Genomic DNA, 26338 nt, shown 5'->3' with positions numbered 1-26338 from the left:
GGGTTACTCAAATTCTTCAGCCAGTCGCCGGTCCGGTAATACAGCTGTAACACGTTCGGCAGCCAGGTGAGGTTGGGCCGAAGGTTCATCGAAGCGAAATTTCGTGACGCCGACTAAAACCTTCCCGTTTTGTACCGCCTGAACCTTTGCGTGGTAGGCTTTGTCAAGTTCAGCCTGAATGAATCCATCCGCCAATGCCCTGCTAAAACCGCCCTGCTGCTCAATAGACAGAAATTGCGACCAGGCTGCTTCGACCAGTGAATGGGTCAATACTTCGATGTAATAAGACCCGGCGGAGGGGTCGGTGACCTTGTCCAGGTAACTCTCGTGTTTGAGCAGAATGGATACGTTTCGGGCGATACGCGCCGAAAAGTCCGTTGCTGATGTTGAGATTCCGGCTGATGTGGGTGTGCCTAGTACGGCATCGAATGGATGAACTGTCAGGGCATCACAACCGCCGATCACCGCTGCCATCGATTCGGTTGTGGCTCGGAGTAGGTTTGTGTTCGGAGTCGCTTTAGCATCGTAGAACGTGGACGTTTGACCGTGTATGAAAAAGGGAGGGAGCGGGGTCGTCGAATACGCCGAAGTGAAACGGGTCAACAACACACGGAGTGCTCTGAGTTTGGCAATTTCCATAAAATAACTTGTGCCAACGGAAACGGAAAGCATCGTCTTAGGAACAAGTTGCTCAACCGTGAGTCCGCTCTCGGTGAGTTGATCGTACGTATCCGTCAGGGATGCCAGCGTGAACGCCAGTTCCTGCGTAGCGGTGGCACCGGCGTTATGGAACGCACAACTATTGACGCATACCGTACGAAACTGGGGTGAATCGGCGGTCAGGTGGGTAACGTCAGCCGTTGAGTTGGCTATATCCGTGAGTAAACCACCCTTTAGTTTATACGGCGCAACGGTTTTTATCGCCCTGACCAAGTCAGCGACATGACCGGCAGAGACTCGAAAAAAGACGGGTGTGTCGCTCAGTTTGATGCCATTCAGCAGACGCGACAACTGATCATTCCAAGTAGTTGCTGGCGCAGCGAGCGCAAGAACGAGTGCGTCGGCACCTCGGGCAAGGGCATCGCGCAGGATGTTATTCGCTGATTTCTCGTCGGTCAGTTTGTATTCCGGTGTGTTGAGCCAGCCGGGGCTTTGTTTCTGGGCCGCCTGTATTGTGTCAAGTACAGAGGCCGTAAGTGGGCCGTCGATGAGGTCGCTGGCTGCATAATAAGGTTCTACCGCAAAGCCTTCTTCGGAATGCCAGCGTAACGGTTCGTACGCATCATCGCCGTTCCGGGCCGATTTTGCTTCGCTGGAGACCTGGGTTAGCCAGGCTGATTTATCTGCGGCAGGGAAGAGCGATGAGAAAAAAGGGACCATCCGATTGATTTAGGCTAAAGGACAGGTAAAAGTAATCTTTTTCCTGGAGTGAGGTAAGCGTAAGAATGTAACTGGTTAATCAAGACCACAATTGCATTATTCGAAGGGATTGACTCAATGCCTTGACCTTCCGGCCGAATACCTTAATTTTAGGTTACTGTTAACATATGAGAGACAAACACAGCTAAAAATCGCGCCCTGTTCTGCACGGTCAGTCAGATATTTTCCTACATTTGTCTCCCTTTTTTAGCACCCCAACGTAACTCAAACATACACTCGTGAATCCAACTCCTCAGACCGGCATGCAGCGCGAAATAACGACGGTATGGAACCGCTGTCTGAGTGTCATCCGGGAGATTGTACCCGAGCAAAGCTTCAATACCTGGTTTGAACCAATTGTTCCGCTCAAGCTGAACGGCCATGTGCTGACCATTCAGGTACCGAGCGAATTTTTTTACGAATGGCTTGAAGAGAATTTTGTTCATGCCCTTCGTAAAGCCCTCGATACGGCCATCGGACACAATGGTCAACTGGAATACTCGATCATTGTTGACAAAGGAAACGAGCAAAACCGCCCACTGACGGTTAATGTGCCGACGACCAAATCAACGCATACCTCAAAGCCCGATAATGTCAATCCCGACATTCTGAAAAGCCCGTTTCAGCTCAAAGATCTGGACTCGCTTACCCTCGATTCTTACCTGAACCCGAGTTATACGTTTGATAATTACGTAGAAGGTGACTGTAACCGGTTGGCGCGTTCGGCGGGGTATGCCGTGGCCGAGCGGCCGGGCGTTACGTCGTTCAACCCACTCATGATTTACGGAGGAGTCGGCTTAGGCAAGACCCATCTGGTGCAGGCCATTGGCAATTTTATCAAGAATAATAACCAGACCAAGTTTGTTTTATACGTTACGTCGGAGAAGTTCACCAACCAGTTTCTGAACGCGGTCCGTTCGGATGGTATTCGCGACTTCACGGCGTTTTACATGCAGGTGGATGTGCTGGTGATCGATGATGTGCAGTTTTTGCAGAAAAAGGAAAAAACGCAGGAAATTTTTTTCCATATTTTCAACCACCTGCATCAGTCGGGCAAGCAGATCATCATGACCTCCGACCGGGCACCGAGAGCACTGGACGGCCTGGAAGATCGGTTGCTCTCGCGCTTCAAGTGGGGATTGTCGGCTGATTTGCAAACGCCTGATCTCGAAACGCGTATTGCCATTATCCAGAAAAAACTTCAGGCCGAAGGTATCTACATCGACGATACGGTAATCGAATACCTGGCGCACAGTGTCAACACAAACGTTCGGGAGCTGGAGGGCGTCATTGTGTCGCTGATGGCCCAGGCCTCCCTGAACCGTCGGGAAATTGATCTTGAACTAGCCAAGCAAACGCTACGCAATATCGTTGTTGACTCCGAACGGGAGGTGACCATCGATACGGTTCAGGAAGCAGTAGCCAGCTACTTCAACGTCACCATTGCCGATCTGAAAGCCAAAAGTCGCAAGCGCGAACTGGTTCATCCCCGGCAGGTGGCTATGTATCTGGCCAAAGAAAAAACAGACCTCTCGCTCAAATCCATCGGCTATCATTTTGGTGGCCGCGACCACAGCACGGTTATTCATGCGGTACAGATGATCAGCGATCAGGTAGCTAAGCATGCGGAAACCCGCGACATAATCGAGAAACTGAAAGCCATGTTTAAGTAGGTCTTATCGCATGACGGCCCGGTCAGGAAACGGTAATTCAGCTATTATACAAACCCTGGCTCGACACCAAATAAACGACCTGGCCTGGGACACCTGCATTGCCAGTTCTCCACAACGTATTCTGTACGGGTATAGTTGGTATCTGGACCTTGTGCTGCCCGCCCCGTCCTGGAAATGGATAGGACTCGTTATCGCCGATGAAGCGGGTAATTACCAGGCAGTTATGCCAGTTCCCCTTCGGCAGAAGCGACTATTGGGAATACCCTACAGTTGGGTGGTTCACCAGCCTTTCTTCTGCCAGTTTCTCGGTGTTTTTAGCCCGGATCAACTCCTGAATCCAATCCCTTTCCTACGATTCATGCAGCAGTGTTTCCGGTATGGTTCGACGTTTTGTATTGATCAGGTAGCCAGTGCTGACGAGCCACTGCCGTTCGGGCGGATCAATGCGGAAGCTACTCAGGTTCTGACGTTGTCACTGGGATACAAGGCACTTTATCAAGGCTATAGCCGCGACAGAAAGCAAAACCTGAGACGGGCTTCATCGGCTAACTGGACCATTATGGAGTCAACCGATCCTGAGCCATTGATAACCCTTTTCCGGGAAAATCATGCGAACGACATTGATGGTGGAGTAGCCGATTGGGCGTATGATATACTCCGAAATCTGGTGGCAACCTTGAGCAATCGCAACTTAATGACGTTGCGCTATGCCTGCCATAATGGACGAACCGAGGCTGGCGCGTTGTTCGTGTGTGAAGGAAATCGAATCATCTATCTATTCAATGCTGCATCGGACACCGGCCGTCGGGGAAACGCCCGAACCCTGCTGATTGATCAGATGATTCGGGAAAAAGCCGGTATGAATCTACTGCTTGACTTTGAAAGCCCCACAAAGCCATCTATTCGTCAGTTTTACCAAAGCTTCGGCGCGGTTGAAGAGCCTTTTTCTCGGCATCGATGGAGTCGGCTGAACGTTATAGAGAGAATCGGTCGACTTGCCATGAAACGATTATAGAGTAACAGGAGGGGCCCGTCACATTTCGACTTGTGGCGGGCCCTTCCTGTTACGAAGCTTTCTTTAATAATATTTTATCGGCTGTTTCAGGCCACCGTCGCGCTTAAGGTCCATTTCCATGGAGCCCACAAAAAAATCGACCTCCACTTTAATCGGTACTTTATTGGCGTCATCGGAAACGAAAATCCGGATGGATTCTTCTTCTTTAATCAGTTTATTCTGAGGCAGTACAGGGTTCAGTTTAATCACGTTGACCTTGCCCCGTTTAGTTTTTACCACGTCTTTCCCCCGATAACGAACCTTCATGTTGTAGATCGTGTCGTCGTAAAAGGCCGGGACTTCAATGACCTGCCCACTGGTCAGCTTACTGAAATCAATGGTCCGCAGGAAGTAGTATCCGCTGATAAGGTCATGCACGTTGTCGGGTACTTTAAAGACATCTTTTTCGGTACGCTCTTCGGCCTTTACTGTATTCGCTTCGTGGTTGAATGTGATGTTTTCTTCCTTACGAAAACTGTTTTCCTGAAGGTTGGTGTAAAACTTCTGGGGTAGAATAGCCGACGTATCAATGTAAGAGCGCCACGTATCGCGGATGCGGGTTACGAGATCAAAAGCGCCCAGCGTACGGGCATCGACATTGACCCGGTAACAAGGGCGCTCGTTTACTTTATAGAGCGAAGGGCTCACATCAACTATCGCTTCCGCTGCATTCAGAAAGCCATAGTGTACCCTATATTCAAGGTGTTCGCCCGGACCAAAACTCGTATTTGCCACCCGCCTGTAGGCATTCAGGGCCGCGAAACCGGTGCTCAAAATGGATAAGATGCCAATGCCAATTAATAACTTCTTCATACGAACAACTGCCTGTACGATGGGCTTCCGTTTAGAACGATGGATAGGTTTGTTTGAGGTAGGTTAAATACCGGCTGAAATTTCCCCCAAATCGACTGTCAAATTCCTGCCGAAAACGATTCTGCTGTTTTCGATAGGTAAGGTACCCAATGAAATACGCATTATTCGGTAAGTTTAGTTTTCCGAGTGACCGCTTTTTTGCTGATTGTGCACTTGTTGTACTCCGTTGATCGGTAATCGTGTCTGATGATACAACAATTTGCCGAATGGTTTGCCACTTCAACGAATCTTTGACCACCGTTTGTGTGCTAGGTTTAAATGTCCGATACAAACTATCGAGTAATTGAGTACCGCGCAAAATGTGTTCGTCGTAATGCTCGTAAAAGACCTTCGTTGCCAAATAGTCCCGGTATTGTACTGAGTTCGTACCGTACTTCTGGGCCAGAAACCGAAGAGCCCCATATTCACCTACAAAATCAGCCAGATTTTCGTTGTATTCCAGGCTGTTCTTCACAAACAACGTGCCGTGAGTCAGTTCATGAATAATCAACTCCGCCAGACTCCCTTCGGGCCGGTCCAGAAAACTGGATAGGACCGGGTCATTCAAAAAACCAAGGGTCGACCAGGCCGATACGTCGCCAATACGGGTGTCCAATCCTTCTCGCTTCAACTCCGCTTGGGCCGAGTCGGCACGATCTTTTTCAAAAAAACCTTTGTACGAAAAAGTGCCAAGAATTGGGAAGTGCCACTGCCGGGCCACAAGCTGGTACGGTTGCGCAGCTGTGACTACCCACAAAATTGGTTTTCCCTGCTGATCGTAGATCGACTCGTAACTACCTGACTCGTCTAATCCGAGCGAATCTAAGGCAAAACGCTTTATTTCTCCGATTAGTTCTATTTTTTTCTTTAGCGAGTCGGGGTAAGTAGGGTCAGCCAGCACCTCACTCACGGGTTTCGTGTTCCATAAAACCCGTAGTTGCCCCTTCGCCTGCATCCAGCCATAACTGACCAGTTCCCATTGCCAGATAGCCAGGCCAATCAGGATTCCTACGAGAACAAGAGCAATTTTTTTGACCATTGGTTGGAAGTATTCAGCACAAAAGTAGAAAACGGTTATGTAAGTAGAGCCGCATCGGTACGAGCAAAGCGAAGCAAAAGCCGCCTACTTTTTCCAGTCCCATACCACCACCACCCAGGTCTCGCCAATCGTCGAATCATGGAACGAGTGCAGTGCCTCGAAGCCCACACGGGCATGAGCCCGCAACGAGCGGGTATTGTTGGCCGAGATATCCGTTATCAATAGCCTGAATCGATCGCCGTAAACCTGCTGATGGTGTTTGTACATCTGGTCGAATATGCGCTGCCCACGATAGCCGTCGGCTACGCAAACTTGCCCCATCACATAATACGCGTAGGTTGAAAGCGGCTTACCGGCGTAGTCGAGCGAGTCGATCAATGAAAAAAGGGGGACCAGTTCCGGTACGTCATGACCAAACTCGGGCAGCATCGTCAGGGCATACCCGACCACCCGATCGCCGTCTTTGGCGATGATGCTGGGGGCGGCCTGGTTCATACGGGTCAGAACGGCCGGGTCGTGCTCAACCGTCACAAACCCCTGATCGAGCTGCACATCGAGCGGTACATTTTTGCGGAGATTGGCTTGCTGCAGGGCAAGAATTCCCTGAACATTAGCTTCCGATTGAACGGTGGTAATGAGCATGCTGGATAACTACTAGCTGATTATGATGCGCTCCGCACGGGCCAGAAACGCCGAGTCTACTTCGGCTCCTATGCCCGGTGCGTCGGGCAGTTCGATCCGGTACCCGTGGTAGGTGATACCGCCATATACCGGGTCTTCGGCATGTTCGAAACAGGCATCCAGATCGCAGAAGCGGACATTCTGACGAGCGGAGGCAACATGCGCGTTCGCCGTGAGGGCCAATCTCGACTCCGACATACAGCCGATCATGCAGGGAATGCCGGCGGCTTCGGCAATGGCATTGATTTTGAGCGCTTCAGAAATACCACCGCTTTTGGACAGCTTGATGTTAAAATAATCGACGGCTTCCTCCCGTACCAACCGAATCGCATCGGTGGCGTCAAACAGGCTTTCGTCGGCCATAATTGGAACGGTCGTTTTTTGCCGAATCTGCCGCAATCCCGTAAGATCGTGCCGTTTAATGGGTTGCTCGCAATACTGCACGTTCCAGTTGCCGATGGCCCGTAATACGCCCAAAGCGGTTACTACATCCCAGCCCTGATTCGCGTCCGTACGGATGGGCGTTTGATCGCCAATCGCGTTTCGAATGGCGGCTATCCGGTCAATGTCGTCGTGCTGATTGGTGCCCAGTTTTACCTTGATGGCTTCAGCACCCTTCTCCTGGATTCGCAAGGCATCCTCCACCATCCGTTCGGGGGTGCTGATATAAATGGTTTCATCCGTAACCAGCGATCGTTTCGCCCCCCCCAGAAACTGGTAAAGTGGCATCCGGGCCGCCTTGGCCGCCAGGTCGTAAAGGGCCATGTCGAAAGCGGAACGGGTTGTCGGGTGACCAGGTAGGTACCGTATCAGCACCGTAAGGCAGCCTTCGATATCAAGCGGGTTGCGCCCGATCAGGAGTCGTGCCATGTCATTGGCAGCCGCCAGCGAAGACGCCTGTGTTTCACCGACAATCATCCAGAAGGGTGAGCCTTCTCCCCAGCCCGTAATGCTTTCATCGGTTTGAATTTCGACCAGTATGTTCCGGGCGTTTTCAATCGTGCCGAGCGAGATGGCAATGGGTGCCTTAAGTGGAATGTCGTATCGGTAAAGAGCGATTTGTGTAATTTTCATAGCAGACCGTAACAGGCTCCGGCTGTTGCAGGTAGCATAAGACGTAACAGCCGGAGCCTGTTACGGCCATCATTTTGGGAACTGACTTTTATCGAGACCGGGAACGATGCGCAGGGCATTCTTGTAATAGACCTTTTTTAAGATCTCGTCGGGTAATCCCATGCCGTACATCCGCCAGAACGCGTGGTACTTTTTGTGATAAGGAAAATACTCGTCGTCGGTTTCGAGTACGCGGAAATACGTAGCGTATTCGGAAGGTACCCAACTGTCTTTGCCAAACAGAATCCGGTCCTGGTACTTCTCGAAAAACTTGCGGCTGGCTCTTGGCTGACGACCCAGCTCGGCGATGACCGCCCCAATCTCGACGTTCATGTTCGGGAAGACCGTCATCAGGCTGTCGAGCTTAATCAGATCATTGGGGTACCAGCCCATGTGAGCCGCAATAAACGTCGTTTTCGGATGCTTGCGGAATATGTTGTGCTGCTCGGCAATGAGTTGCTCCCAGGGAACAGGGTCGTTGGCTGCCCGTTTGCGACCACCGTGTAATTTGAGTTCGAGCCAGCGTTCGTTGTAGCGGTCCATCGGATCCCAGAATGATTTGGGGTCGGCTGTGTGAATCAGAACCGGAATGCCCAGTTCGCCACATTTGGCCCAGATCGGGTCCAGCCGTGGATCATCGACCCGAATCCGGTGGCCTGATTCATCTTTGCTGTTAAGCCCCAGGTTTTTGAAAATCTTTAGACCCCGCGCGCCTTTTTTTACGTCTTCTTCCAGCAGCTTAACCGCGTCCTCGGTCCAGCCTTTTCGCCCGACCTCATCGAAATTGAGGTTGGTGAACAAAGCCAGTCGCTTCGGGGCTGACTTAGCGGCATTGGCCAGGGATTTATCGAAAAACTGCGTTCCTTCCGCTACACTTCCCCACCCACGTCCGCTCAGGTTGATCATAATGCCCATGTTCAGGCTATCCATCTGGGCCAGCAGACCGCCTAAGTTGGCTTTGTCCATATCCCATTGGTGGTTATGAACATCAATGAACGGGTATTTGGCGCGGGTCAGTTTGTGTTCCGGCACTTTAAGCGTAGAAACGGGGTCGTACTCCTCAAACCCCAGTGGCTCGGGTGGCTGATTTGGTTTTGCGGATTGACCGCAGGCTACTAAACCTGGTAGCAGCAATGCGAGAACGTAAGCCAGATGCTTCACGAGTTGGGTTTGTTTACGGATAAGTTAACGGTAAATCAGCGCTACGCAATGGGCCGCAATGCCTTCGCCCCGTCCCACAAAGCCAATGTGTTCGGAGGTGGTAGCTTTAATGGAAATATCGTCTTCCGGAATGGCCATTACCTCGGCCAGGCAAGTTTTCATAGCGGGAATATGCGGGTTGAGTTTGGGCTCCTGCAACACAACGGTTACGTCTACATTCGAGATGTCGTATCCTGCCTCCCGCACCATACGGAGTACTTCGGCCAGCAGTAATTTACTATCGACGCCCTTCCAGCGCGGATCTTTGTCTGAAAAGTGATACCCGATGTTGCGCATGTTGGCGGCTCCCAGCAGCGCATCGCACAGCACATGACAGACCACGTCGGCATCGGAGTGCCCGACCGGCCCGAACGTACTTGGAATCTGAATACCACCCAGCCAGAATGCCCGCCCTTCTTCCAGGCGGTGAACATCATAACCTTGCCCTACTCGTATTTTCATGTGGTAAAACCGTTTTCACGGAGGTATGCTTCGACCTGGAGGAGAAATTCGGAGGAGTGATTTACGGCTGAACGGGCATCCTCGATAGAAATGTCAAAATCAATCTCGTAATCACCACCTTGCCGTAAATTGAATAATTCCGAAATAATTACGCTGAATGATTCAGCAAATAAACCTGTCTTAATAAACTGTTTCCTGAACTCTGTATGCGCACCGGTATGCGTTTTAGGCATACTATCGCTGGTAGCCTGCAAGAGCGCCATGATGCTGTGAAACAAGGAGTAGTAGGCTCGATTGCATGTTCCGTCAGGAAAGTTGGCTTCCAGAAGGATTCGTGCCTCCTCCAGGTCCTCTTCTGCTTTCTGCAAATAAGCTTTAGCCCTTTGTAAATCGCTCATGTGCAGATGCCTTCGTGTTGCACTGACTGAAAAAGGGGCGTATGACCCAATAAATAAGTCGACAGGCTTGCGGGGAAAACAGATACCTCTACGTCGTACTGTAAGGCTAATGCCCCTATACTGGGGGCCATCATTCTGACTTCCTTTCCTGCCTTAATTTGTTCATCCCGCAACAGAATCAAATAGTCAACATCTGATTCGGCGTGGAAATCCCCTCTGGCGTACGAACCAAATAGAATGACCCGGTCAAGGCGCTCGCCGTATAGCTCGGTGAGCGCCTGCTTTACTTCCTGGGACAACGCTCGAAGCTGATCGCTGGAAAGTGCCTTGGGCTGGTAGGTCGTTTGCATGCGCATCGGGTTATGCGTTAATCAGTTTGCCGATAGTACAGGGTCGAGCAGTTGTCTTTCCGTAATACCTGACGGGCCATCGTCTGGATACCATCGGGCGTAACGGCCTGAATCTGGGCAGCTTCCTGGTTAACCAGATCCGGGTCACCCGCGTTGGCTGCGTAAGCGAGGTTCATGGCCCGGTTCAGTAATTCAACCTCCGAGAACGCAAGCGTGGCTTCGGCCTGGTTTTTTACTTTGGCCAGTTCTTCTTCCGGTACGGGCTGGTCGATAAATTCCTGCACAATCGACTCCACGGCGGCATCAGCTTCTTCCAGCGAAACACCTTTGTTTAAATTCCCCTGAATGACCAGTAACCCTGGATCAATGGAAGCTGTAATGTAGGCATTCACATTGCTGAACAACGGGTTTGTCCGTAGCAGTTGCTGATAGAGCCGCGACGATTTGCTGCGTCCCAGTATATCGCCAAGCAGGTCGGTAGTCTGGAAATTGGCCTGAAAACGACCCGGCATGTGGTACGCTTTGTATAGACTATCCAGCGGTACTTTGGCCGATGTCTCCAATTTTCTGGCTTCGGTCTGCTTCGGTTCGGTCGGGAGCTGACGTACGTAGGGAGCTCCCGCCTGAATAGGGGCAAACCACTTGGCACACAATTGCTTGACCTGCTCAACGGTAACATTGCCCGCTACCACCAAAATCGCGTTATTGGGCAGATAGTATTTGAAGAAAAATGACTTCACGTCATCCAGCGTCGCATTTTCGATGTGGCTAATGTCTTTGCCAATCGTTGCCCAGCGGTACGGGTGCTGCTGGTAGGCCAACGGACGAAGCTTGAGCCAGACGTCGCCATAGGGCTGGTTCAGGTACCGTTGCTTAAACTCTTCGATCACTACTTTCTGCTGGACATCCAGCACCTGCGGGTCGAACGAGAGGCTCAGCATCCGGTCGGACTCCAGCCAGAAAGCCGTTTCCAGATTGGCGGCCGGCAGGGTAATGTAGTAGTTGGTAATGTCGGGGCTGGTGAAGGCATTATTCTCACCGCCAACCTTTTGCAGGGGTTCGTCGTAACTGGTGATGTTCTGCGATCCACCGAACATCAAATGCTCGAATAAGTGAGCAAAGCCCGTTTTCGCCGGATCTTCATCCCGTGACCCAACATTATACAAGATATTAACAGCGGCCATCGGTGTCGACGCGTCCTCATGGACGAAAACTTGCAAGCCGTTATCTAAAACAAATTTTTCGTATGCAATCATATAAAAAGCAGTTGCGTATAGCATTCATTCTATACTACGCATTGAACAAAAGTAAGGTTCTGGTCGTATAGAATCAAACGATGTAATGTAGACGACGACCTTGTCCATTTCCAAAATCACCCTTCTTATTTTAAGCTGCCTGTTCCTGCCGTTCCTATCGTCGGCGCAGGTACTCGCTGACCCCGCTGCTCAGCAAACTGTTCTAAGAACGCTGGACGATATTTATAACCTGGAATTTTCGGCTGCCGATACCCAGATGCGGCAGCTTCAGGCCCGGTATCCGCAACATCCGATTGTTTCTATTTTACGCGCTACCCAGCTGGAACTTCAGTACCTACCCCTGCACGAGAACAAGGCCGCCACGGCACAGTTCATGCAGGCGGTAGAGCAGGGCCTTACGCTGGCCAAAATGATGCTCGATAAAGACGAAGACGACCCCGAAGCGGTATTTTTTGCGCTAACGGCGCACAGTTATCTGGCCTCGCTATACAATAACAAAGGCGAAGCCCTGAAAGCCGTTGGTGAGTCAAAAAAAGCCTACAATTACCTTCGGGACGGGTTTGTGCTGATGGGCAAGAATCCGGATTTTTATTTCACAACCGGCCTGTATAATTACTACATCGAACGCTACCCGATGGACCACTCGATTGTGAAGCCCTTCATGTTTTTCTTCGAAAATGGCGATATAGAGAAGGGCCTGAAGCAAATGGACATTGCAACCAGGAAAGGACTTTTTATGCGTCCTGTTGCCAATTACTACCTGGCTCACATCCTGCTGAAACACGAAATGGAACCTGCCAAGGCGGTTGTTTACGCGAAATACCTGGCCGACAAATACCCGAAAAATCCGTTGTTTGGCATGACGTGCGCTGAATCGCTGCTGTTGGCGGGCCGCTACGCCGAAGCCCGGCCCTACGTACAACGGCTAAAGCAAATGCCCAATAAACTGGTGCCAATGGCCGTCCACACGTTTACGGGCATGCTGGCCGAATATGCTGATAAAGACGATAAAGAGGCTACCGAAGCCTACCAGATTGCCCTTCGATTACCGTTCAACGACCCCTATACAAAAGAGTATCACGCCTTTGCCTACGCAGGCCTGGCCCGTATTGCTGCCCGCGCGAATGACCAGAATAGGGCTAAAATAAATTACAAAAAAGCGCTCGCGATAGCCCAGTACAAATCGCTGATTCGCGAAGCAAAAGGGTACAGATGATATAGGATGTATGCCGTAGGACGAACTATACATCATACATCTGTGCATCAATAATCTACTTCCAGATTCAGCACCTTGCGTAATTCGTGGAGAGCGGGATTTTTGTCGGCGAGAAAGTTAAACTTGTCCTGAGAGCTGTAAATCATCTTTTTGGCTTCCTGAACGGTAACTTTGTGCTCGAGTTGAATCTTACTATTCTGAAGTTCCGTACGCAGATAGCCCAGCAGATCGGGTTTTACATCGCTTAAGTAGCCTACCTGCAACGTATTGTCGAGCGTCAGGTGAATCACAGTGCCATCGAGCGTCAACTCCCGATTTAAGACGAGTTGCTCGGTGGCAGAATCGTACTGTTGCAGACGAATTTTGGCGAAAGCGCGCCAAACATCCATCAGCTCGTCGAACGTAAAAGGCTTGTCCGGCCGCACGGGTGCGGTTGATACCACATCCGTATCCGCATCGGCTGAGGACACAACCGGACCCGCCGTCAGGGCGACTGTAGACCGCAAACGGCTGGTGGCGGGGCGCGGTGGCGGGGCTGTTTGTTGTCTGGCTGAAGGTTCGGGCTTTACCGCCACGGCAGACACGGGTACAGACGTCTTTGCTACAATTGGTACCACAACGGATTCTGTCTCCGGTGCCATTGCAGCCCTATTCGAGGTGGCTACATCACCCTGTTGGGCTACCTTTTCGGAGGATAAGTTACCCTTTGCGCCATTGCTGGCGTGGTACCCATTAACCGGCTCACTCGTAATGGGATGACTTTCGCTTAGCTGATGACCGTTATTCGCTGACTGCTGCGAGGGGCCGGGTGCTGGCTGGCCGTTTTTTTTTTCGTCTACCAAGGGCTCGGCAGAAAAACGGTCGGGGGCAGCGTTGCCGTTGTGCGGAAGAACCGCATCGGGTAATGTATCCCAATTGAGCAGGTTGCGTAAGTTGGCTAATTTCATCAGCCAGAGCTCCGTGTGCAACCGCTGATCTTTAGCCTGTTTGTAGTTCATGTCGCACTGCCCGCCCAGGCTGAGTGCCGACAGCAAAAATGACATGGGTGCCCGAACCGCCTGGTCGAGGTATTGCCGACGAACGTTTTCCGTTACCTGCAGCAACTGCACCGTTGCCGCATCTTTACAGACCATCAAATCGCGGAAGTGTCGGCATAGACCCACCACAAACTGATGCCCATCGAAACCCTTACGCAAAATCTCGTCAACCGTCAGCAGGCTTTGCGGCAGATTTCCGGCCAGCAACAGGTCCGTTAATTTGAAATAGTAATCGTAGTCAAGAATGTGCAGGTTGTCGAGCACTTCCTTGTACCGAATGATCCGGTCGGCCGCGAACGTTACGTTCAGGTCGAACATAGACAGCGCATCGCGTAAACCACCGTCGGCTTTCTGGGCAATCAAATCGAGGGCTTCCGATTCGGCCGTAATACCTTCTTTATCCGCAATACTGGCAAGGTGACTGGCAATGTGCTGGGGCTGAATCCGGTTGAAATCAAAAATCTGGCAGCGTGATAGAATCGTCGGCAGAATTTTGTGTTTCTCGGTCGTTGCCAGAATGAAAATAGCGTAGGCCGGAGGTTCTTCCAGTGTTTTCAGAAACGCGTTGAAGGCCGCCGACGAGAGCATGTGGACCTCGTCAATGATATAGATTTTGTACTTACCCGACTGGGGTGGATACCGGACCTGGTCGATCAGGTTACGGATGTCTTCAACGGAGTTGTTCGAAGCCGCATCCAGTTCGTGAATATTAAAGGACGCACTTTGATTGAAACTTACGCACGACTCACAGGTATCGCAGGCTTCTCCCTCGGCAGTCAGGTTTTGGCAGTTAATGGTTTTGGCCAGAATTCGGGCACAGGTCGTTTTTCCAACCCCACGTGGCCCACAGAACAGGAAGGCCGACGCTAAGTGATTGGTCTTGATCGCATTCTTAAGCGTGGTGGTGATGTGCTCTTGCCCCACAACCGTATCGAAGGTGGCAGGACGGTACTTGCGGGCCGAGACCACGAAATTTTCCATACTCAAAGTTAGCAAGGCCGGGGCGCATTTCAAACGAATAACGACGTCCGTTCGGCGGCAAGTCTCCCGGTCGTCAGGCAACAACGTGTTCCGGCCGGGTACTTCACGGTCGCTAATCTGAGTAATGGCTGTCGAAGAAAGCTAGTTCGTTTTTCGGTAATGCCGGACGGTAAACAGGGCTGTAAGCATGGCCACAATGGCCAGCCCGCCCGCAAACAGGCCAATCGTGGGCACTGACACGTAATCCTGGGCATGACCGGCCAGATACGAGCCGGCAATATCAGACAGATTCACAAAAGCCATATACGTGGTAAACTGCGATCCCTCAACCCCCGGTCGGCAAATGGCCATGAGTACCGGCATAGCGGCAATACTGATGCTGGGGTCCATAAAATACAGCGCTACCAAACCTGTCTGGGCTACTTCGCGCTGAACCCATTGTGCTGATAGTGCATTGAATACAAGCAGGTAAACCGCCACCATCGCCATGACAATCACCAGCAACCGGCGGGGGCTGATGCGGTCGGCAACGTAGCCGCCCACCAGCGCTACCCCCGTGGCAACCAGCATACCATACGTACCAGTCAGGCCCGAAACAGACGTGTCGGTCCAGCCCAATGTATGAATCAGGTGGTAATTGTACCCGCGCATGAACAAACTAATGCTGACGTAGGCCGCCACCACCGAGCCGAATAGCAACAGGCTTCGTTTGGCAAATAAGCCTCTAAATAGTTCCGTGAAAAGCCATCGAAAGGTATGGTCAGGTTTCGCTGGTGCCCGATCAACAGTCGCCCGGCTGGTGGCTACTGTCGCCCGGTTGAACGAGGGCAGAAGCCGGTCGCCGGGGCGCTCCCGAATAAAGAACGTCAGGCCAGTCAGGGTTAACAGGACCAGCGATTGAATTAATGCTGCCTCAAAAAAACCGTATGTGCGCAGGAGTTGAGAAAATACGGCGGCCCCAACACCCGTGCCAATCAGGAAGCCAGCCCGCATAAAGGCATTGACCCGTCCGCGTTCATCGGCCGGAATAACCGAAATGGCCATTGCATCGACGCTGGCGTCCTGAACGGCGGCAAAAACACTGTGCGCGAAGAAAAACCAGGCCAGCGTCATCACGTGCTTAACCGGATCGAACACAAACAGCAGGCCCAGCGAGGCCAATCCTGCCAGGCACTGTGTACCAATAACCCAGGGCTTGCGTCGCCCCATCGCGGAATTCTGGTAACGGTCAATGAGCGGTCCCCACACGAACTGAAAGGCCCAGGGCAGCCCGACAATGGCGGCAAAGGACCCAATGACTTTTGGTTTTAATCCTTCTGCTGCCAGGTAATTGGTGAGCGCCGTCAGCGAAAAGCCCGCCGGAATTCCCTGCATGACATAGAGGTAAAAAAAGACAAAATACCGCAGAAGCCGGCTTTGGCTCAGCGTCAGGGAATGGGTAGAGGAGGGAAGGGTCGTCAGCACGGATCAGGTTGGATAAGTAAGCCTATAGGTTTACCTAACGGCAACCAAACATCTATGACTTAACGATTAATAAATATGTTTTGGTCCATGTCGAACTATCCTGCAAAAAAACCGTTAGTGTATTGCAAGAACCGGATAATCTCTCTAACATTGTCCGCGTTTTCAGCGCAAAACCAATGGCCAAGCTCGTCTACATACCGACCTTCTTCCATACTACGCCATTTCGGTTTAGGTCCGAAAGGACTATATCATTTTGTTTGCCTATGTGGTAAACTATTCTCGCCAATTTTCTCGTTTTATTCACCTAATCAATCAGCTCGGATTACGCTGTCTCCGTTTCTGCGGCTTTACAACCGCCCAATAAACGACAATGATCAAACCAGAAATAGTTAACGATTTATATATCGTACAAGTCGCAAATGAAAACCATTTGCGCCTGGCCGAAACCATCTGCCGGGAAATGGAAGAAAGTGCCAAAGCTCGGGGAACCGGTATTGCTAAGCGTTCACCCATTTATGTGATGGAAAAAATGCTCGAAGGAAAGGCCATTGTGGCCATGACCCTGTCGGGCGAATGGGTTGGCTTTTGTTACATTGAGACCTGGGAGCACGGCAAATTTGTGGCTAACTCCGGTTTGATCGTTCATCCCGATTACCGAAAAAGCGGTATTGCCACCCGTATCAAAGCGAAAGCGTTCGAACTGTCGCGGGCCATGTTTCCTACGGCCAAGATTATTGGTATTACGACAAGTCTGGCGGTTATGAAAATCAACTCCGACCTGGGTTATCAGCCGGTAACGCTCAGCGAGCTGCCAGCTGATGACGCCTTCTGGAAAGGTTGCCAGACCTGCACGAACTTCGATATTCTGACCCGAACCAATCGTAAGCATTGCCTGTGTACGGGTATGCAATACGATCCTCAGGAGCACAAGAAGGAAATTAAAGACGAAAAGTGGAATTTCCTGAAGGAGTCGAGTTTGTACGAGCGCTGGATGCGAATCAAGAAGCGTATCCTTATGCGAATCAGCCCTGCTGAACGCACACGGTCACGCCGGGAACACGAACTGGAAACCGCCTGATCAATAGCCCATAAAACAGAAAAGTCCCGAAGTCACTTCGGGACTTTTCTGTTTTATGGGCCAGCTGAATGCATCTGCCCCGAGAAAATAAGACACAGATAAAGCGACAAACAGGACTATATTATCTGGAAAATAAATATTTAACAATTTGTTAATATTTGGTTAACATTGAACTGGCGAATAATGGATTGAATAAAAGACTTTTGATACTGAAATTTATTTAGATTATATTGAAAATAGTCGAAAAGTTGCAATAATATACTGAAAGCGTAAGATGGGCAGAAAGATAGAGTCCTCACTCAGTCTGCTTTGATTAGATAATTGATAACATTTAGATAATATTGACGTAATATTAAGGTAACATTAGTCGCATCCATACTAGATGGCCTTGGGACGAGGGTAGTTTGTTTAATCATCTAATCACATTGAAGTCATGAAAAAGAATTTTGCTCTTCTCATGCTGGTAGGCTTCCTGGCAACGCAAGCCTACGCTGCGCCCATTAAAACAAGTAGACCCAAGGCCGCTAAGGCAACGCTGGAAAACCAACTGGCGAAGTACGTTTCTTACCCGGATGCCCTCAAGCCCACCCAACAGGCTGGTGTTGTTGTCATTCAGTTCAAGGTGAACACCGCCAACGAGCTTTGCCAATTGGAAGTGTTCAGTCAGAACGAGCAGCTTAATAATACATTGATTCGCCAACTGACGGGCAAGAAAATAAACGGATACGGCAGTGATTCCGGTGAATTGCACACGGTTCGGCTGCGGTTTCAACCAGATTAGTAACGTGAAAAGTACCTGACCTGTCAGGAATCACTGCTATAGTGCCTTTTCGCTCTGTCGAATGATGTTGCTCAGATCTGAACAATATCATTCGACAGAGCGATTTTTGTTTATCTGTTTTGTTATAAATCTATTGACTTACACTATGTCTGAACCACTCTCACTGGTCTGGCTTCGCCGTGATTTACGCCTGCACGACAATGCAGCCCTGTATCACGCCCTGAAAAGTGGCCATCCTGTACTGCTCGTTTTTATTTTTGATCGCACCATTCTCGATGCGCTGGACGACCGTCGCGACCGTCGGGTGGAGTTTCTTGTTCAGGAAATCGACCGTTTGCGGGATGAACTGGCTAAGCTGGGTTCGACCATTATTGTTCGGTATGGCAAACCGATTGATGTCTGGAAGGAACTGGTCACGCAGTACACCATAGCCGATGTATTTGCCAACCACGACTACGAGAATTACGCCAAAGAGCGGGACAAAGCTATCGGTGATCTATTGGCCGAACACAGCATTGGTTTCCATACGAGCAAAGACCAAACGATTTTTGAGCGCGACGAGGTGCTGAGTGGAAAAAAAACGCCGTACACTGTTTTCACGCCATACAGCCGCAACTGGCATAAAAAACTGACTGATTTTTACCTGAAAGCGTATCCTACAGAAAAATACGCCAGTCAGTACTGGAAAATGAAGCCGCTGCCCGTCCCTACGCTGAAAGACATGGATTTTCAGCCGGTAGGCGAACCTTTTCCCAAACGAACTGTACCCGAGGAATTACTTGATGACTATAAGAAAACGCGCGATTTTCCTGCGTTGCCGCACAGCACCAGTCAGTTGAGCATACACCTCCGGTTTGGTACGATCAGCGTGCGCGACCTGGCCCGCCAGGCCAAAGAGGCTGACGATAAAACGTATCTGAACGAACTCTGCTGGCGGGATTTTTACTTTCAGGTGCTGGACCATTTTCCCCACGTCGAGAAAGAATCTTTTCGGCGGCAGTACGACCAGATCGAATGGCGTAACAATGAAGAGGAGTTTGACAAATGGTGCCGGGGCGAAACTGGCTATCCCATCGTCGATGCGGGCATGCGCCAGCTGAATACCATCGGCTGGATGCATAACCGGGTTCGGATGATCACGGCCAGCTTTCTGTGCAAACACCTGCTCATCGACTGGCGGTGGGGTGAAGCCTACTTCGGCAAAAAACTTCGGGATTACGATCTTTCTGCCAATAATGGCGGGTGGCAGTGGGCATCGGGGTCTGGTACCGATGCGGCCCCTTATTTTCGGGTTTTCAACCCCACGCTGCAAGCCGGAAAGTTCGATCCGAGAGGGGAGTACATTCGGCAGTGGGTGCCGGAAGTCGACAGCCCCAAGTACACAAAGCCCATTGTGGAGCATACAATGGCTCGCCAGCGGGCGATTGATACGTACCGGAAAGCCCTGGCAAAAGTAAAGTAACGGCTTGCTTTACAAGTCTACCCATTTATCAACCACGGAGTCACGACAACGGCGGACCGCGAAGCACACGGAGAATAAGTAGCTATAAGTCAGCCCTATTCTTTGCTGTTCTCTGCGGTCCGCCGTTGTCGTGACTCCGTGGTCAACATCGAATCTTGTAAGGTTGCTAGCCTGGGTAATTGTTCACAATTTCGTAAAACCCCGTCCGGGCAATAGTGCTTAATTTTGCCGAAAACCTGAGTAGTTATCCCCAGACCAACGAGTAACCAGCCGAAGCTATGTTCATCTGGTGGATACTTCCGGCGCAACCGTATGAAAGCTGATCGGTCAGAAACGGACTTACTGCACGCCCTGGCACTCGGTCAGATAAAGGCCTTTGATGCGTTGTACCACCGCTACAAACAGCCCGTTTACAGCAATATTGTCAAGCTGGTTAAGCAAACGGAAACCGCTGAAGATATTTTACAGGAAGTATTTGTTACCCTCTGGACAAACCGCCAAAAAATTGACCTGACTAAACCGGTCGGCGGGTGGCTGTTTGTCGTGAGCTACAACAAGGCGGCTTCTTCGCTCAGAAAAAAAGTGCGGGAGTCGGCTGTGATACAGGGGCAAGCCGACCTGCCCGACGCGCCCACGCCCGACGATCGGGCCGACGAAGAACTCTACAGTCTGCAAATGGCACTTATTGAAGAGGCTGTTGCGCATCTGCCCGCCCGTAAACGCGATGTTTTCTGCCGCTGCCGATTCGAAGGGCTATCGAACGAAGAGGTGGCCGACATGACCGGTATATCCGTTCAGTCGGTTAACGACTACCTGAAACAGTCGACTCGTTTTGTTCGCGATTATATCCGTACAAATGCCAAATCGGCCCAGCTGGTCGCAACAACCTGTCTCCTCCTGTTGCTTGACCAATAAAACAGGCAAGATTTCACGTGCCTTCTCGATCGCTTTTTTCACCCGCATCAGGCTTAACAATTTCGTAATACAAAAAGCATCCCCCTGGCGGGAGGGCCGGCGTATTTAGGGGTGAGTATGAAGAAAGACACGCAACAGCTGATTGACCGGTTTTGGGCGGGCACAGCAACCGACGCGGAGAAGCAGCAACTGGCCGACGCGCTCGACGCTCCCGGTTCAGACTGGCAGCAGCAACTGAGTCACGCCTTCGACCAGCAAAGCCAGACAACCGGCCCACTGACAGAGGAGCAGTCGGCTCGGGTGTTGATGCGGGTACATCGGCAAGTGCTGAATGAAGCGGAGGCAAAACCAACGTTCACGATCTGGCGACAGTGGGTCCGGTGGAGCGCAGCGGCCGTTTTTGCGCTGGTCGCCGGTTTGGGTGTCTGGCTCAGTACCCGACCTGATGAGCCAGCGCTGGTACGTCCCGGAGTTGCATCGTCCTGGCAACTGACGCACAAAACCAACTCAACTCAGTCGCCCGCCCGGATAACGCTGGCCGACGGATCGATGCTGACGCTTCAGCCAGGTAGTTCGGTAAGCTACTATGAACCGTTCGGCAAATCATCGCGAAACATCAGCATGAACGGAACCGTGTTCTTCGCTGTGGCGAAAGACCCCGCGCACCCGTTCACGGTGCTGGCCAGTGGCATTACGACAACGGCGCTTGGTACCCAGTTCAGCGTGCAAACGACAACGGCCGATCAGGTATCGGTACGCTTATTCGAAGGCCGGGTGGTGGTGCGGGCAACTGCCACCAGTGGCTTCACTATACCGGATACCTACTTGAAGCCCGGTGAGCGCATACAGATTGATACCCGATTGGCGCGTGTGCAGGTGAGCCCGGTTGAACGGGCCGTGGCAAAACCAGTTGGTCCGCAACAGCCAGCCGTGGCACTCGCCCGGCCTGTGGCACCAGGGCTGGTGTTTGCTAAGGAACCGCTGGAGCAGGTGCTGACCCAAGTGGAACAGCGCTACAATGTGAAAATAGAGTATGTTCCGGCAGACGTGCAGGGGCTTTCCTTTTCGGGTTCGTTTGCAGCTGACGATTCGCTCAGAACCGTGTTGAGTGCCGTTTGTATGACCAATAACTTATCATTCACCCAGGAAGCTGGTCGGGTTATTATTACTCGATCACCCTAAAATCAACGCATCACTTTCCCGGATTCCATCGCGGCTGCGATGAGTACACTACGCCAAAAATGGGGTAGCCGGGACCACTTTTACCAATTTTTTATCAATAACTCATGAAACAGTACGTACGTAACTTATTGACCCAGCTCCCGGCCCTGCTGTTCGGGCTGCTTCTGGCGGTGCCGGCTATGGCCCAGACAACCGCAGCGATGAAAGGAACCGTGCTCGACGAAACGGGTCAGCCGATGGTTGGCGTGACCGTATTACTGAAGGACGGGCAGAGTACACCCCGAGGGACAACAACCGATGCCAAAGGGCTTTTTACATTCGACAACCTTCGGGCGGGTTCCCGTTATGACCTGACGGCCAGTTACATTGGTTACGAAAATCAAACGACAAAAGGTTTTTTGATCAACGCGGGTGATAACAACAGCCTGCTGATTCGAATGAAACCCGAACAACGTACCCTGAACGACGTGGTTGTGATCGGCTACGGGGCGCAGTCGAAAGCGAAAGTGACGGGGGTCATCTCGCAGGTGAAAGGCCAAACGCTGAACCAGTATAGCGGGAGTAGTTTCGCTCAGCAACTGGCCGGGAAAGCGGCCGGGGTAGTTATTAACGATGCATCGGCGCAACCCGGTGCCGACCCACAGGTAGTTATCCGGGGCATTGGCACGCTGACCGCCGGGCGCAACCCGTTGATCGTAGTCGATGGGTTTCCGCTGTCGGAAGGATCGTCGCTGAATTCGGTTAACCCGCAGGACATTGAAACGATTGATATCCTGAAAGACCCTTCATCGGCAGCTATTTACGGGTCGCGGGCGGCTAACGGGGTGATTCTGATTACGACCAAAAAAGGCAAATCGGAGAAAATGACCGTAGCATTCGACGTGTATACGGGCTTTCAGGAGCGGGCCGACAACGTAAAATATGTGGATGCCTACCAGGCCGCGCTCTTTTTCACCGAAGCCCGCGACTGGGGGTACGTATCGAAAAACCCCACCGCCCGCAGTATCACCGACGATCGCGCCACCCGCCTGAGCAAAGGTGCCAGCTTACGCGAACTGCGGCTGAACTACATCGATCCTTGGCTTAACAACCAGCCGGGAGTGACCAACACCAACTGGCTGAACGAGATCTTCCGCAAAGGAGCTATCAGCAGCTACAACCTGTCGTTTTCGGGCGGATCGGCTAAAACCAATTATTATGTTGGGGCCAATTTTTTCAACCAGCAGGGCCTGGTTATCAACAACGGCCTGAAACGCTACAGTGCTACGGTGAAGATTGACTCCAAACTGTCGGATAAGGTCAATCTGGGTGTTAGTGTAAATCCGTCGTATAACTCGCAGAATTACTTTACCAACAGCGGCAACCAGTCGTTCGACCCCATCGGCAACACGTACATCATGTACCCAATGTTTGCGCCTTACAACGCCGACGGTTCGCTGGCGATCAGTCAGCAGATTGTAGCGAATACGCCGGAAGACGGTGCGCTGGGCGAAAACGCGGTGGCATTGGCCTACAAGATCAAGAACCAGCGTAATTTCTTTCGCACGTTTGGAAATGCTTACCTGAGTTATCAGCCCATCGAGGGACTGACAGTTAAAACCCTGCTCGGGGGCGACCTGCGGAGTAACTTCTTCGATTTCTACAACCCTTCCGACGTGGGCGGCTACCGGACAGCGGCACCTAAACCAGCGGTCGCAACCGAATCGCGGGATTTTATCACCAATTTCCTGACGGAGAATACCGTAACGTATAGCCGACAGATCGCCGATCACCAGATCGATTTGTTGGCGGGTTATACGTACCAGCAGGAAAATAGCGCCAGCGCCAGCGTAACCGGGTCCAGTATCGCTGATAACAACATTACCAACATTGGTGGGGCCAGTGCGTTCGTTGCCACTGCCGAGCGGTACACCTGGACCCAGATTTCGTATCTGGCCCGGGCGCAGTACGCCTTTAAAAACAAATATTTGCTCACCGCTACCATCCGTCGTGATGGCTCATCGCGCTTCGGAAACGACCGAAAGTGGGGTAATTTTCCCTCGCTGACGGGCGGCTGGATCGTCTCGAACGAAGAATTTTTTCCAAAAAGCAGCCTGATTACGTTTGCCAAGCTACGGGGTAGCTGGGGGCAGTCGGGCAACAACCAGATCGGTTCGTACAGCTCGAAAGCGTTGGTCAATAGCGATAATTACGTGTATGGCAGCTCGCTGGCGGCTGGTTTTGCGGCTACCACCACGCCCAACCCAAACCTGTCTTGGGAAACCAAAACGGCTACCAATGTGGGGCTAAACCTGGGGCTGGGCAGCAAATTCACGGTCGCGGCCGACTATTACTATTCGGTGACGAAAGACCTGCTGCTGAACGTTCCCGTACCGGAACAGTCGGGTTTCAGTTCGTCGATTCAGAACGTGGGTAAGATCCAGAACAGCGGTTTCGAACTCGAACTGGCGGGCAACAACATCAATATCGGTACCGTCAAATGGGGTTTCAATGCCAATATCGCGACCAACCAAAACAAAATACTGGCGTTGGCTCCCGGTCAGGATCAGATTATTGCCGGAGCAGCCAGTCAGTTTCTGACCAGAGTAGGCGGTCCCATTGCGCAACTCTACGGCTACAATATTACCGGGGTATATAAAACGCAGGATCAGATCAACTCGACGCCCCACCTGGCGGGTACCCTGACGGGCGACTATGTTGTACAGGATCTGAACGGCGATGGCGTTATTGATCTCAATGACCGGCAGACCTATGGTACGTATAACCCAAAGTTCACCTACGGCTTTTCGAGCAATTTTGCCTACAAGAATTTCGAACTGAATTTCTCGCTCGTCGGGATTCAGGGCCGGAAAATTTTTGATCAGCAACTTTCCAACCAGGAAGAATCGGGCGAAGGGTTTGGTGTGCCGAACACATATTACTTCGAGAATCGCTACCATCCCATCGACAACCCGGACGGGTTTCTGGCGCAACCTAACCTGGGGAACTTCTCCAGTGCGCGTCGGCAAATTCGGTCGTCGAATATCTTCTTCAAAGACGCCGATTACCTGCGGATGCGGAGTATTCAACTGGCTTATAACCTGCCTCGTACCTGGGCTTCGGCGGTGCGGTTATCGGGGGTGCGCGTATACGTATCAGCCAATAACCTGTTCACACTGACGCCATTCCGGGGCTTTAATCCCGATGCTACGTCGACGGATAACGTTCTGACCAACGGCTTTTCGCAGGCTAACTATCCCGTCGCCCGGTCGTTCATCGCCGGGCTTAACGTCACCTTTTAATCCAGCACACTCCCATGAAAAAAATAATAACAATCAGTCTATTACTTGGCAGTTCGCTGCTGACCAGTTCCTGCGAAGACAAACTATTTCAGGAACCACAAACCTCAAAAGTGCTGAATAATTTCCTGCGGAACGAAACCGAATCCGAAGAGTACGTCAACGCCGTGTACGCCAATTTGCAGAATAGCGGGCTATACGGGTTATACCTGATTGCGTTCTCCGAAATTCAGTCTGACAACACGTACGACGAAGTGCCGGCCAACGATGATGGCAATTACGGGCAGCTCGACCAGTTCTCGACCATTCCAAACAACGCTATCGTTACGGCGGTCTGGACGCAATCATACCAGGCCATTCAGAAGGCTAACACAGTCCTGAACCGGATCGGTTCGATCACGTACGCCACCGACGCGACCAAACAGGCCCGCATTGGCGAGATGAAATTTATCCGGGCCTTGCTGTATTTCAATCTGGTGCGGCTCTACGGGGATGTACCCCTCGTAACGCAGGAAACCACCGACCCGAACGCCTATTTCGGGCAGGGACGCACTGCGTCGACGCAGGTATATGACCAGATGAAGAAAGACCTGAGCGAAGCCATTTCTGTACTTCCTGCCACAACATCGCAGCCAGGTCGGGTTATCAAAACAGCCGCTCAGGGCCTTCTGGCGAAGGTGCACCTGACGCTAAAGAGCTACACCGAGGCACAAACGCTGCTGCAGGCGGTGGTGAGTTCGGGTCAGCATACGCTCATGACCAACCCCGCCGACGTGTTCAGCCTCAGCAATGAGAACAACAAGGAGATCATCTTTGCCGTACAGTTTGCATCGGGGGTCAATGGTAATACGGAGGGTAGTACCATGTTCCAGCAGTATGCCCCGTCGGGTACGGTGTCGGGCGCGAAGGGACACAATCTGCCAACCAAAAGCCTATACGCGCTTTACAGCAGCGCCGACAAACGCAAAGGTACGTACCTGACAGCTACCTCAGCCGGTACGCCCTGGAGTAAGAAGTTAACCCAACCTTCTGTTATTACCGACGGAGGCAGCGACGTGGTCGTGCTGCGCTATGCCGACATACTGCTGATGCTGGCTGAAGTGCAGAACGAACTGGGTAACCCCGGCGGGGCCGCTGCAACACTCAATCTGATTCGTACCCGCGCCGGACTGGCTAATACTACCGCTACTGCTCAGAGCGACCTGCGTACCGCCATCGACCTCGAACGTCGGTTCGAACTGGTGGGCGAAGGGCACCGATGGTTCGATTTACTGCGGTCGGGCAACGCTGTTTCGGTGATGAACGATTGGTTCAACGCCAATAATATTCAGATCAGGATTACGGCGAACAATCTGCTGATGCCGGTTCCTCAGGGGCAGGTTAATACCGATCCGAGCATCAAACAGAATCCGGGATATTGATTTTCGTACACGGCACAAAACGACCA

At 51.6% G+C, this 26338-nt stretch carries 22 protein-coding genes; 10 read left to right on the top strand and 12 right to left on the bottom strand.

Features of this window, described 5'->3' with window-relative positions:
- Window positions 1–3: 3 nt before the first annotated feature.
- Window positions 4–1380, bottom strand: a complete 1377-nt coding sequence (locus tag ACYU87_RS20335) for a methylmalonyl-CoA mutase family protein (RefSeq protein WP_461135934.1) — start codon at window positions 1378–1380, stop codon at window positions 4–6.
- Window positions 1381–1682: 302 nt separating this feature from the next.
- On the opposite strand from ACYU87_RS20335, the gene dnaA reads away from it, so the two are divergent.
- Both dnaA and ACYU87_RS20325 read left to right on the top strand, forming a co-directional pair.
- Window positions 1683–3092 (top strand): chromosomal replication initiator protein DnaA, encoded by a 1410-nt coding sequence (gene dnaA, locus ACYU87_RS20330; protein WP_461136046.1) that lies wholly within the window; start codon window positions 1683–1685, stop codon window positions 3090–3092.
- A gap of 10 nt (window positions 3093–3102) precedes the next feature.
- Entirely contained in the window at window positions 3103–4107 is a 1005-nt protein-coding gene (locus ACYU87_RS20325; RefSeq protein WP_461135933.1) for a GNAT family N-acetyltransferase, read from the top strand.
- Between the two features lie 63 nt (window positions 4108–4170).
- On the opposite strand, the gene ACYU87_RS20320 is transcribed toward ACYU87_RS20325, so the two are convergent.
- From ACYU87_RS20320 to ACYU87_RS20280, 9 genes are all read right to left on the bottom strand, one after another.
- Window positions 4171–4959, bottom strand: coding sequence for a DUF3108 domain-containing protein (locus ACYU87_RS20320; RefSeq protein ID WP_461135932.1), 789 nt, complete (start codon window positions 4957–4959; stop codon window positions 4171–4173).
- A gap of 31 nt (window positions 4960–4990) precedes the next feature.
- A complete protein-coding gene (locus tag ACYU87_RS20315; RefSeq protein ID WP_461135931.1) occupies window positions 4991–6037 on the bottom strand; it encodes an aminopeptidase in 1047 nt (348 codons plus the stop codon).
- A gap of 84 nt (window positions 6038–6121) precedes the next feature.
- Complete coding sequence (locus tag ACYU87_RS20310; protein ID WP_461135930.1) at window positions 6122–6679, bottom strand: GNAT family N-acetyltransferase; 558 nt, start codon at window positions 6677–6679, stop codon at window positions 6122–6124.
- A 12-nt stretch (window positions 6680–6691) separates the two neighbouring features.
- Entirely contained in the window at window positions 6692–7792 is a 1101-nt protein-coding gene (locus ACYU87_RS20305) for a mandelate racemase/muconate lactonizing enzyme family protein (RefSeq protein ID WP_461135929.1), read from the bottom strand.
- A gap of 69 nt (window positions 7793–7861) precedes the next feature.
- Window positions 7862–8992 carry an amidohydrolase family protein gene (locus ACYU87_RS20300; RefSeq protein ID WP_461135928.1) on the bottom strand — a complete coding sequence of 377 codons (1131 nt, stop codon included), beginning with the start codon at window positions 8990–8992 and terminating at the stop codon, window positions 7862–7864.
- Between the two features lie 24 nt (window positions 8993–9016).
- Window positions 9017–9493, bottom strand: a complete 477-nt coding sequence (gene ispF, locus ACYU87_RS20295) for a 2-C-methyl-D-erythritol 2,4-cyclodiphosphate synthase (RefSeq protein ID WP_461135927.1) — start codon at window positions 9491–9493, stop codon at window positions 9017–9019.
- A complete protein-coding gene (locus tag ACYU87_RS20290) occupies window positions 9490–9891 on the bottom strand; it encodes a HEPN domain-containing protein (protein ID WP_461135926.1) in 402 nt (133 codons plus the stop codon). The genes ispF and ACYU87_RS20290 overlap by 4 nt, the downstream gene beginning before the upstream one ends.
- On the bottom strand, window positions 9888–10241 hold the full coding sequence (locus tag ACYU87_RS20285; protein WP_461135925.1) for a nucleotidyltransferase domain-containing protein: 354 nt from the start codon (window positions 10239–10241) through the stop codon (window positions 9888–9890). Before ACYU87_RS20285 ends, ACYU87_RS20290 begins: the two co-directional genes overlap by 4 nt.
- Window positions 10242–10258: 17 nt before the next feature.
- Window positions 10259–11497 (bottom strand): M16 family metallopeptidase, encoded by a 1239-nt coding sequence (locus tag ACYU87_RS20280; protein ID WP_461135924.1) that lies wholly within the window; start codon window positions 11495–11497, stop codon window positions 10259–10261.
- Window positions 11498–11597: 100 nt separating this feature from the next.
- On the opposite strand from ACYU87_RS20280, the gene ACYU87_RS20275 reads away from it, so the two are divergent.
- Window positions 11598–12713 (top strand): tetratricopeptide repeat protein, encoded by a 1116-nt coding sequence (locus ACYU87_RS20275; RefSeq protein ID WP_461135923.1) that lies wholly within the window; start codon window positions 11598–11600, stop codon window positions 12711–12713.
- Between the two features lie 47 nt (window positions 12714–12760).
- Here ACYU87_RS20275 and ACYU87_RS20270 read toward each other — a convergent pair whose 3' ends face one another.
- Together ACYU87_RS20270 and ACYU87_RS20265 are read right to left on the bottom strand one after the other, a co-directional pair.
- Complete coding sequence (locus tag ACYU87_RS20270) at window positions 12761–14731, bottom strand: DNA polymerase III subunit gamma/tau (protein WP_461135922.1); 1971 nt, start codon at window positions 14729–14731, stop codon at window positions 12761–12763.
- 141 nt (window positions 14732–14872) lie between these two features.
- Window positions 14873–16195 carry an MFS transporter gene (locus ACYU87_RS20265; protein ID WP_461135921.1) on the bottom strand — a complete coding sequence of 441 codons (1323 nt, stop codon included), beginning with the start codon at window positions 16193–16195 and terminating at the stop codon, window positions 14873–14875.
- Window positions 16196–16565: 370 nt separating this feature from the next.
- Here ACYU87_RS20265 and ACYU87_RS20260 point away from each other — a divergent pair, with 370 nt between their 5' ends.
- The 7 genes from ACYU87_RS20260 to ACYU87_RS20230 all read left to right on the top strand — a co-directional run bounded on the left by ACYU87_RS20260 (window position 16566) and on the right by ACYU87_RS20230 (window position 26312).
- Window positions 16566–17273 carry a GNAT family N-acetyltransferase gene (locus ACYU87_RS20260; RefSeq protein ID WP_461135920.1) on the top strand — a complete coding sequence of 236 codons (708 nt, stop codon included), beginning with the start codon at window positions 16566–16568 and terminating at the stop codon, window positions 17271–17273.
- A 433-nt stretch (window positions 17274–17706) separates the two neighbouring features.
- Window positions 17707–18054: a hypothetical protein gene (locus ACYU87_RS20255; RefSeq protein ID WP_461135919.1), complete on the top strand. Its 348-nt coding sequence runs from the start codon at window positions 17707–17709 to the stop codon at window positions 18052–18054.
- A 145-nt stretch (window positions 18055–18199) separates the two neighbouring features.
- Window positions 18200–19516, top strand: a complete 1317-nt coding sequence (locus tag ACYU87_RS20250; RefSeq protein WP_461135918.1) for a cryptochrome/photolyase family protein — start codon at window positions 18200–18202, stop codon at window positions 19514–19516.
- 312 nt (window positions 19517–19828) lie between these two features.
- Window positions 19829–20431, top strand: coding sequence for a sigma-70 family RNA polymerase sigma factor (locus ACYU87_RS20245; protein WP_461135917.1), 603 nt, complete (start codon window positions 19829–19831; stop codon window positions 20429–20431).
- A gap of 117 nt (window positions 20432–20548) precedes the next feature.
- Window positions 20549–21613, top strand: coding sequence for a FecR family protein (locus tag ACYU87_RS20240; protein WP_461135916.1), 1065 nt, complete (start codon window positions 20549–20551; stop codon window positions 21611–21613).
- Window positions 21614–21717: 104 nt separating this feature from the next.
- Window positions 21718–24894 (top strand): SusC/RagA family TonB-linked outer membrane protein, encoded by a 3177-nt coding sequence (locus tag ACYU87_RS20235; protein ID WP_461135915.1) that lies wholly within the window; start codon window positions 21718–21720, stop codon window positions 24892–24894.
- 14 nt (window positions 24895–24908) lie between these two features.
- Window positions 24909–26312, top strand: a complete 1404-nt coding sequence (locus ACYU87_RS20230; RefSeq protein ID WP_461135914.1) for a RagB/SusD family nutrient uptake outer membrane protein — start codon at window positions 24909–24911, stop codon at window positions 26310–26312.
- Window positions 26313–26338: the final 26 nt, after the last annotated feature.

Source organism: Spirosoma lituiforme (assembly GCF_054776635.1).
Note: the sequence above shows the minus strand (reverse complement) of the source record. Positions and strands in the feature narration are given on the sequence as shown.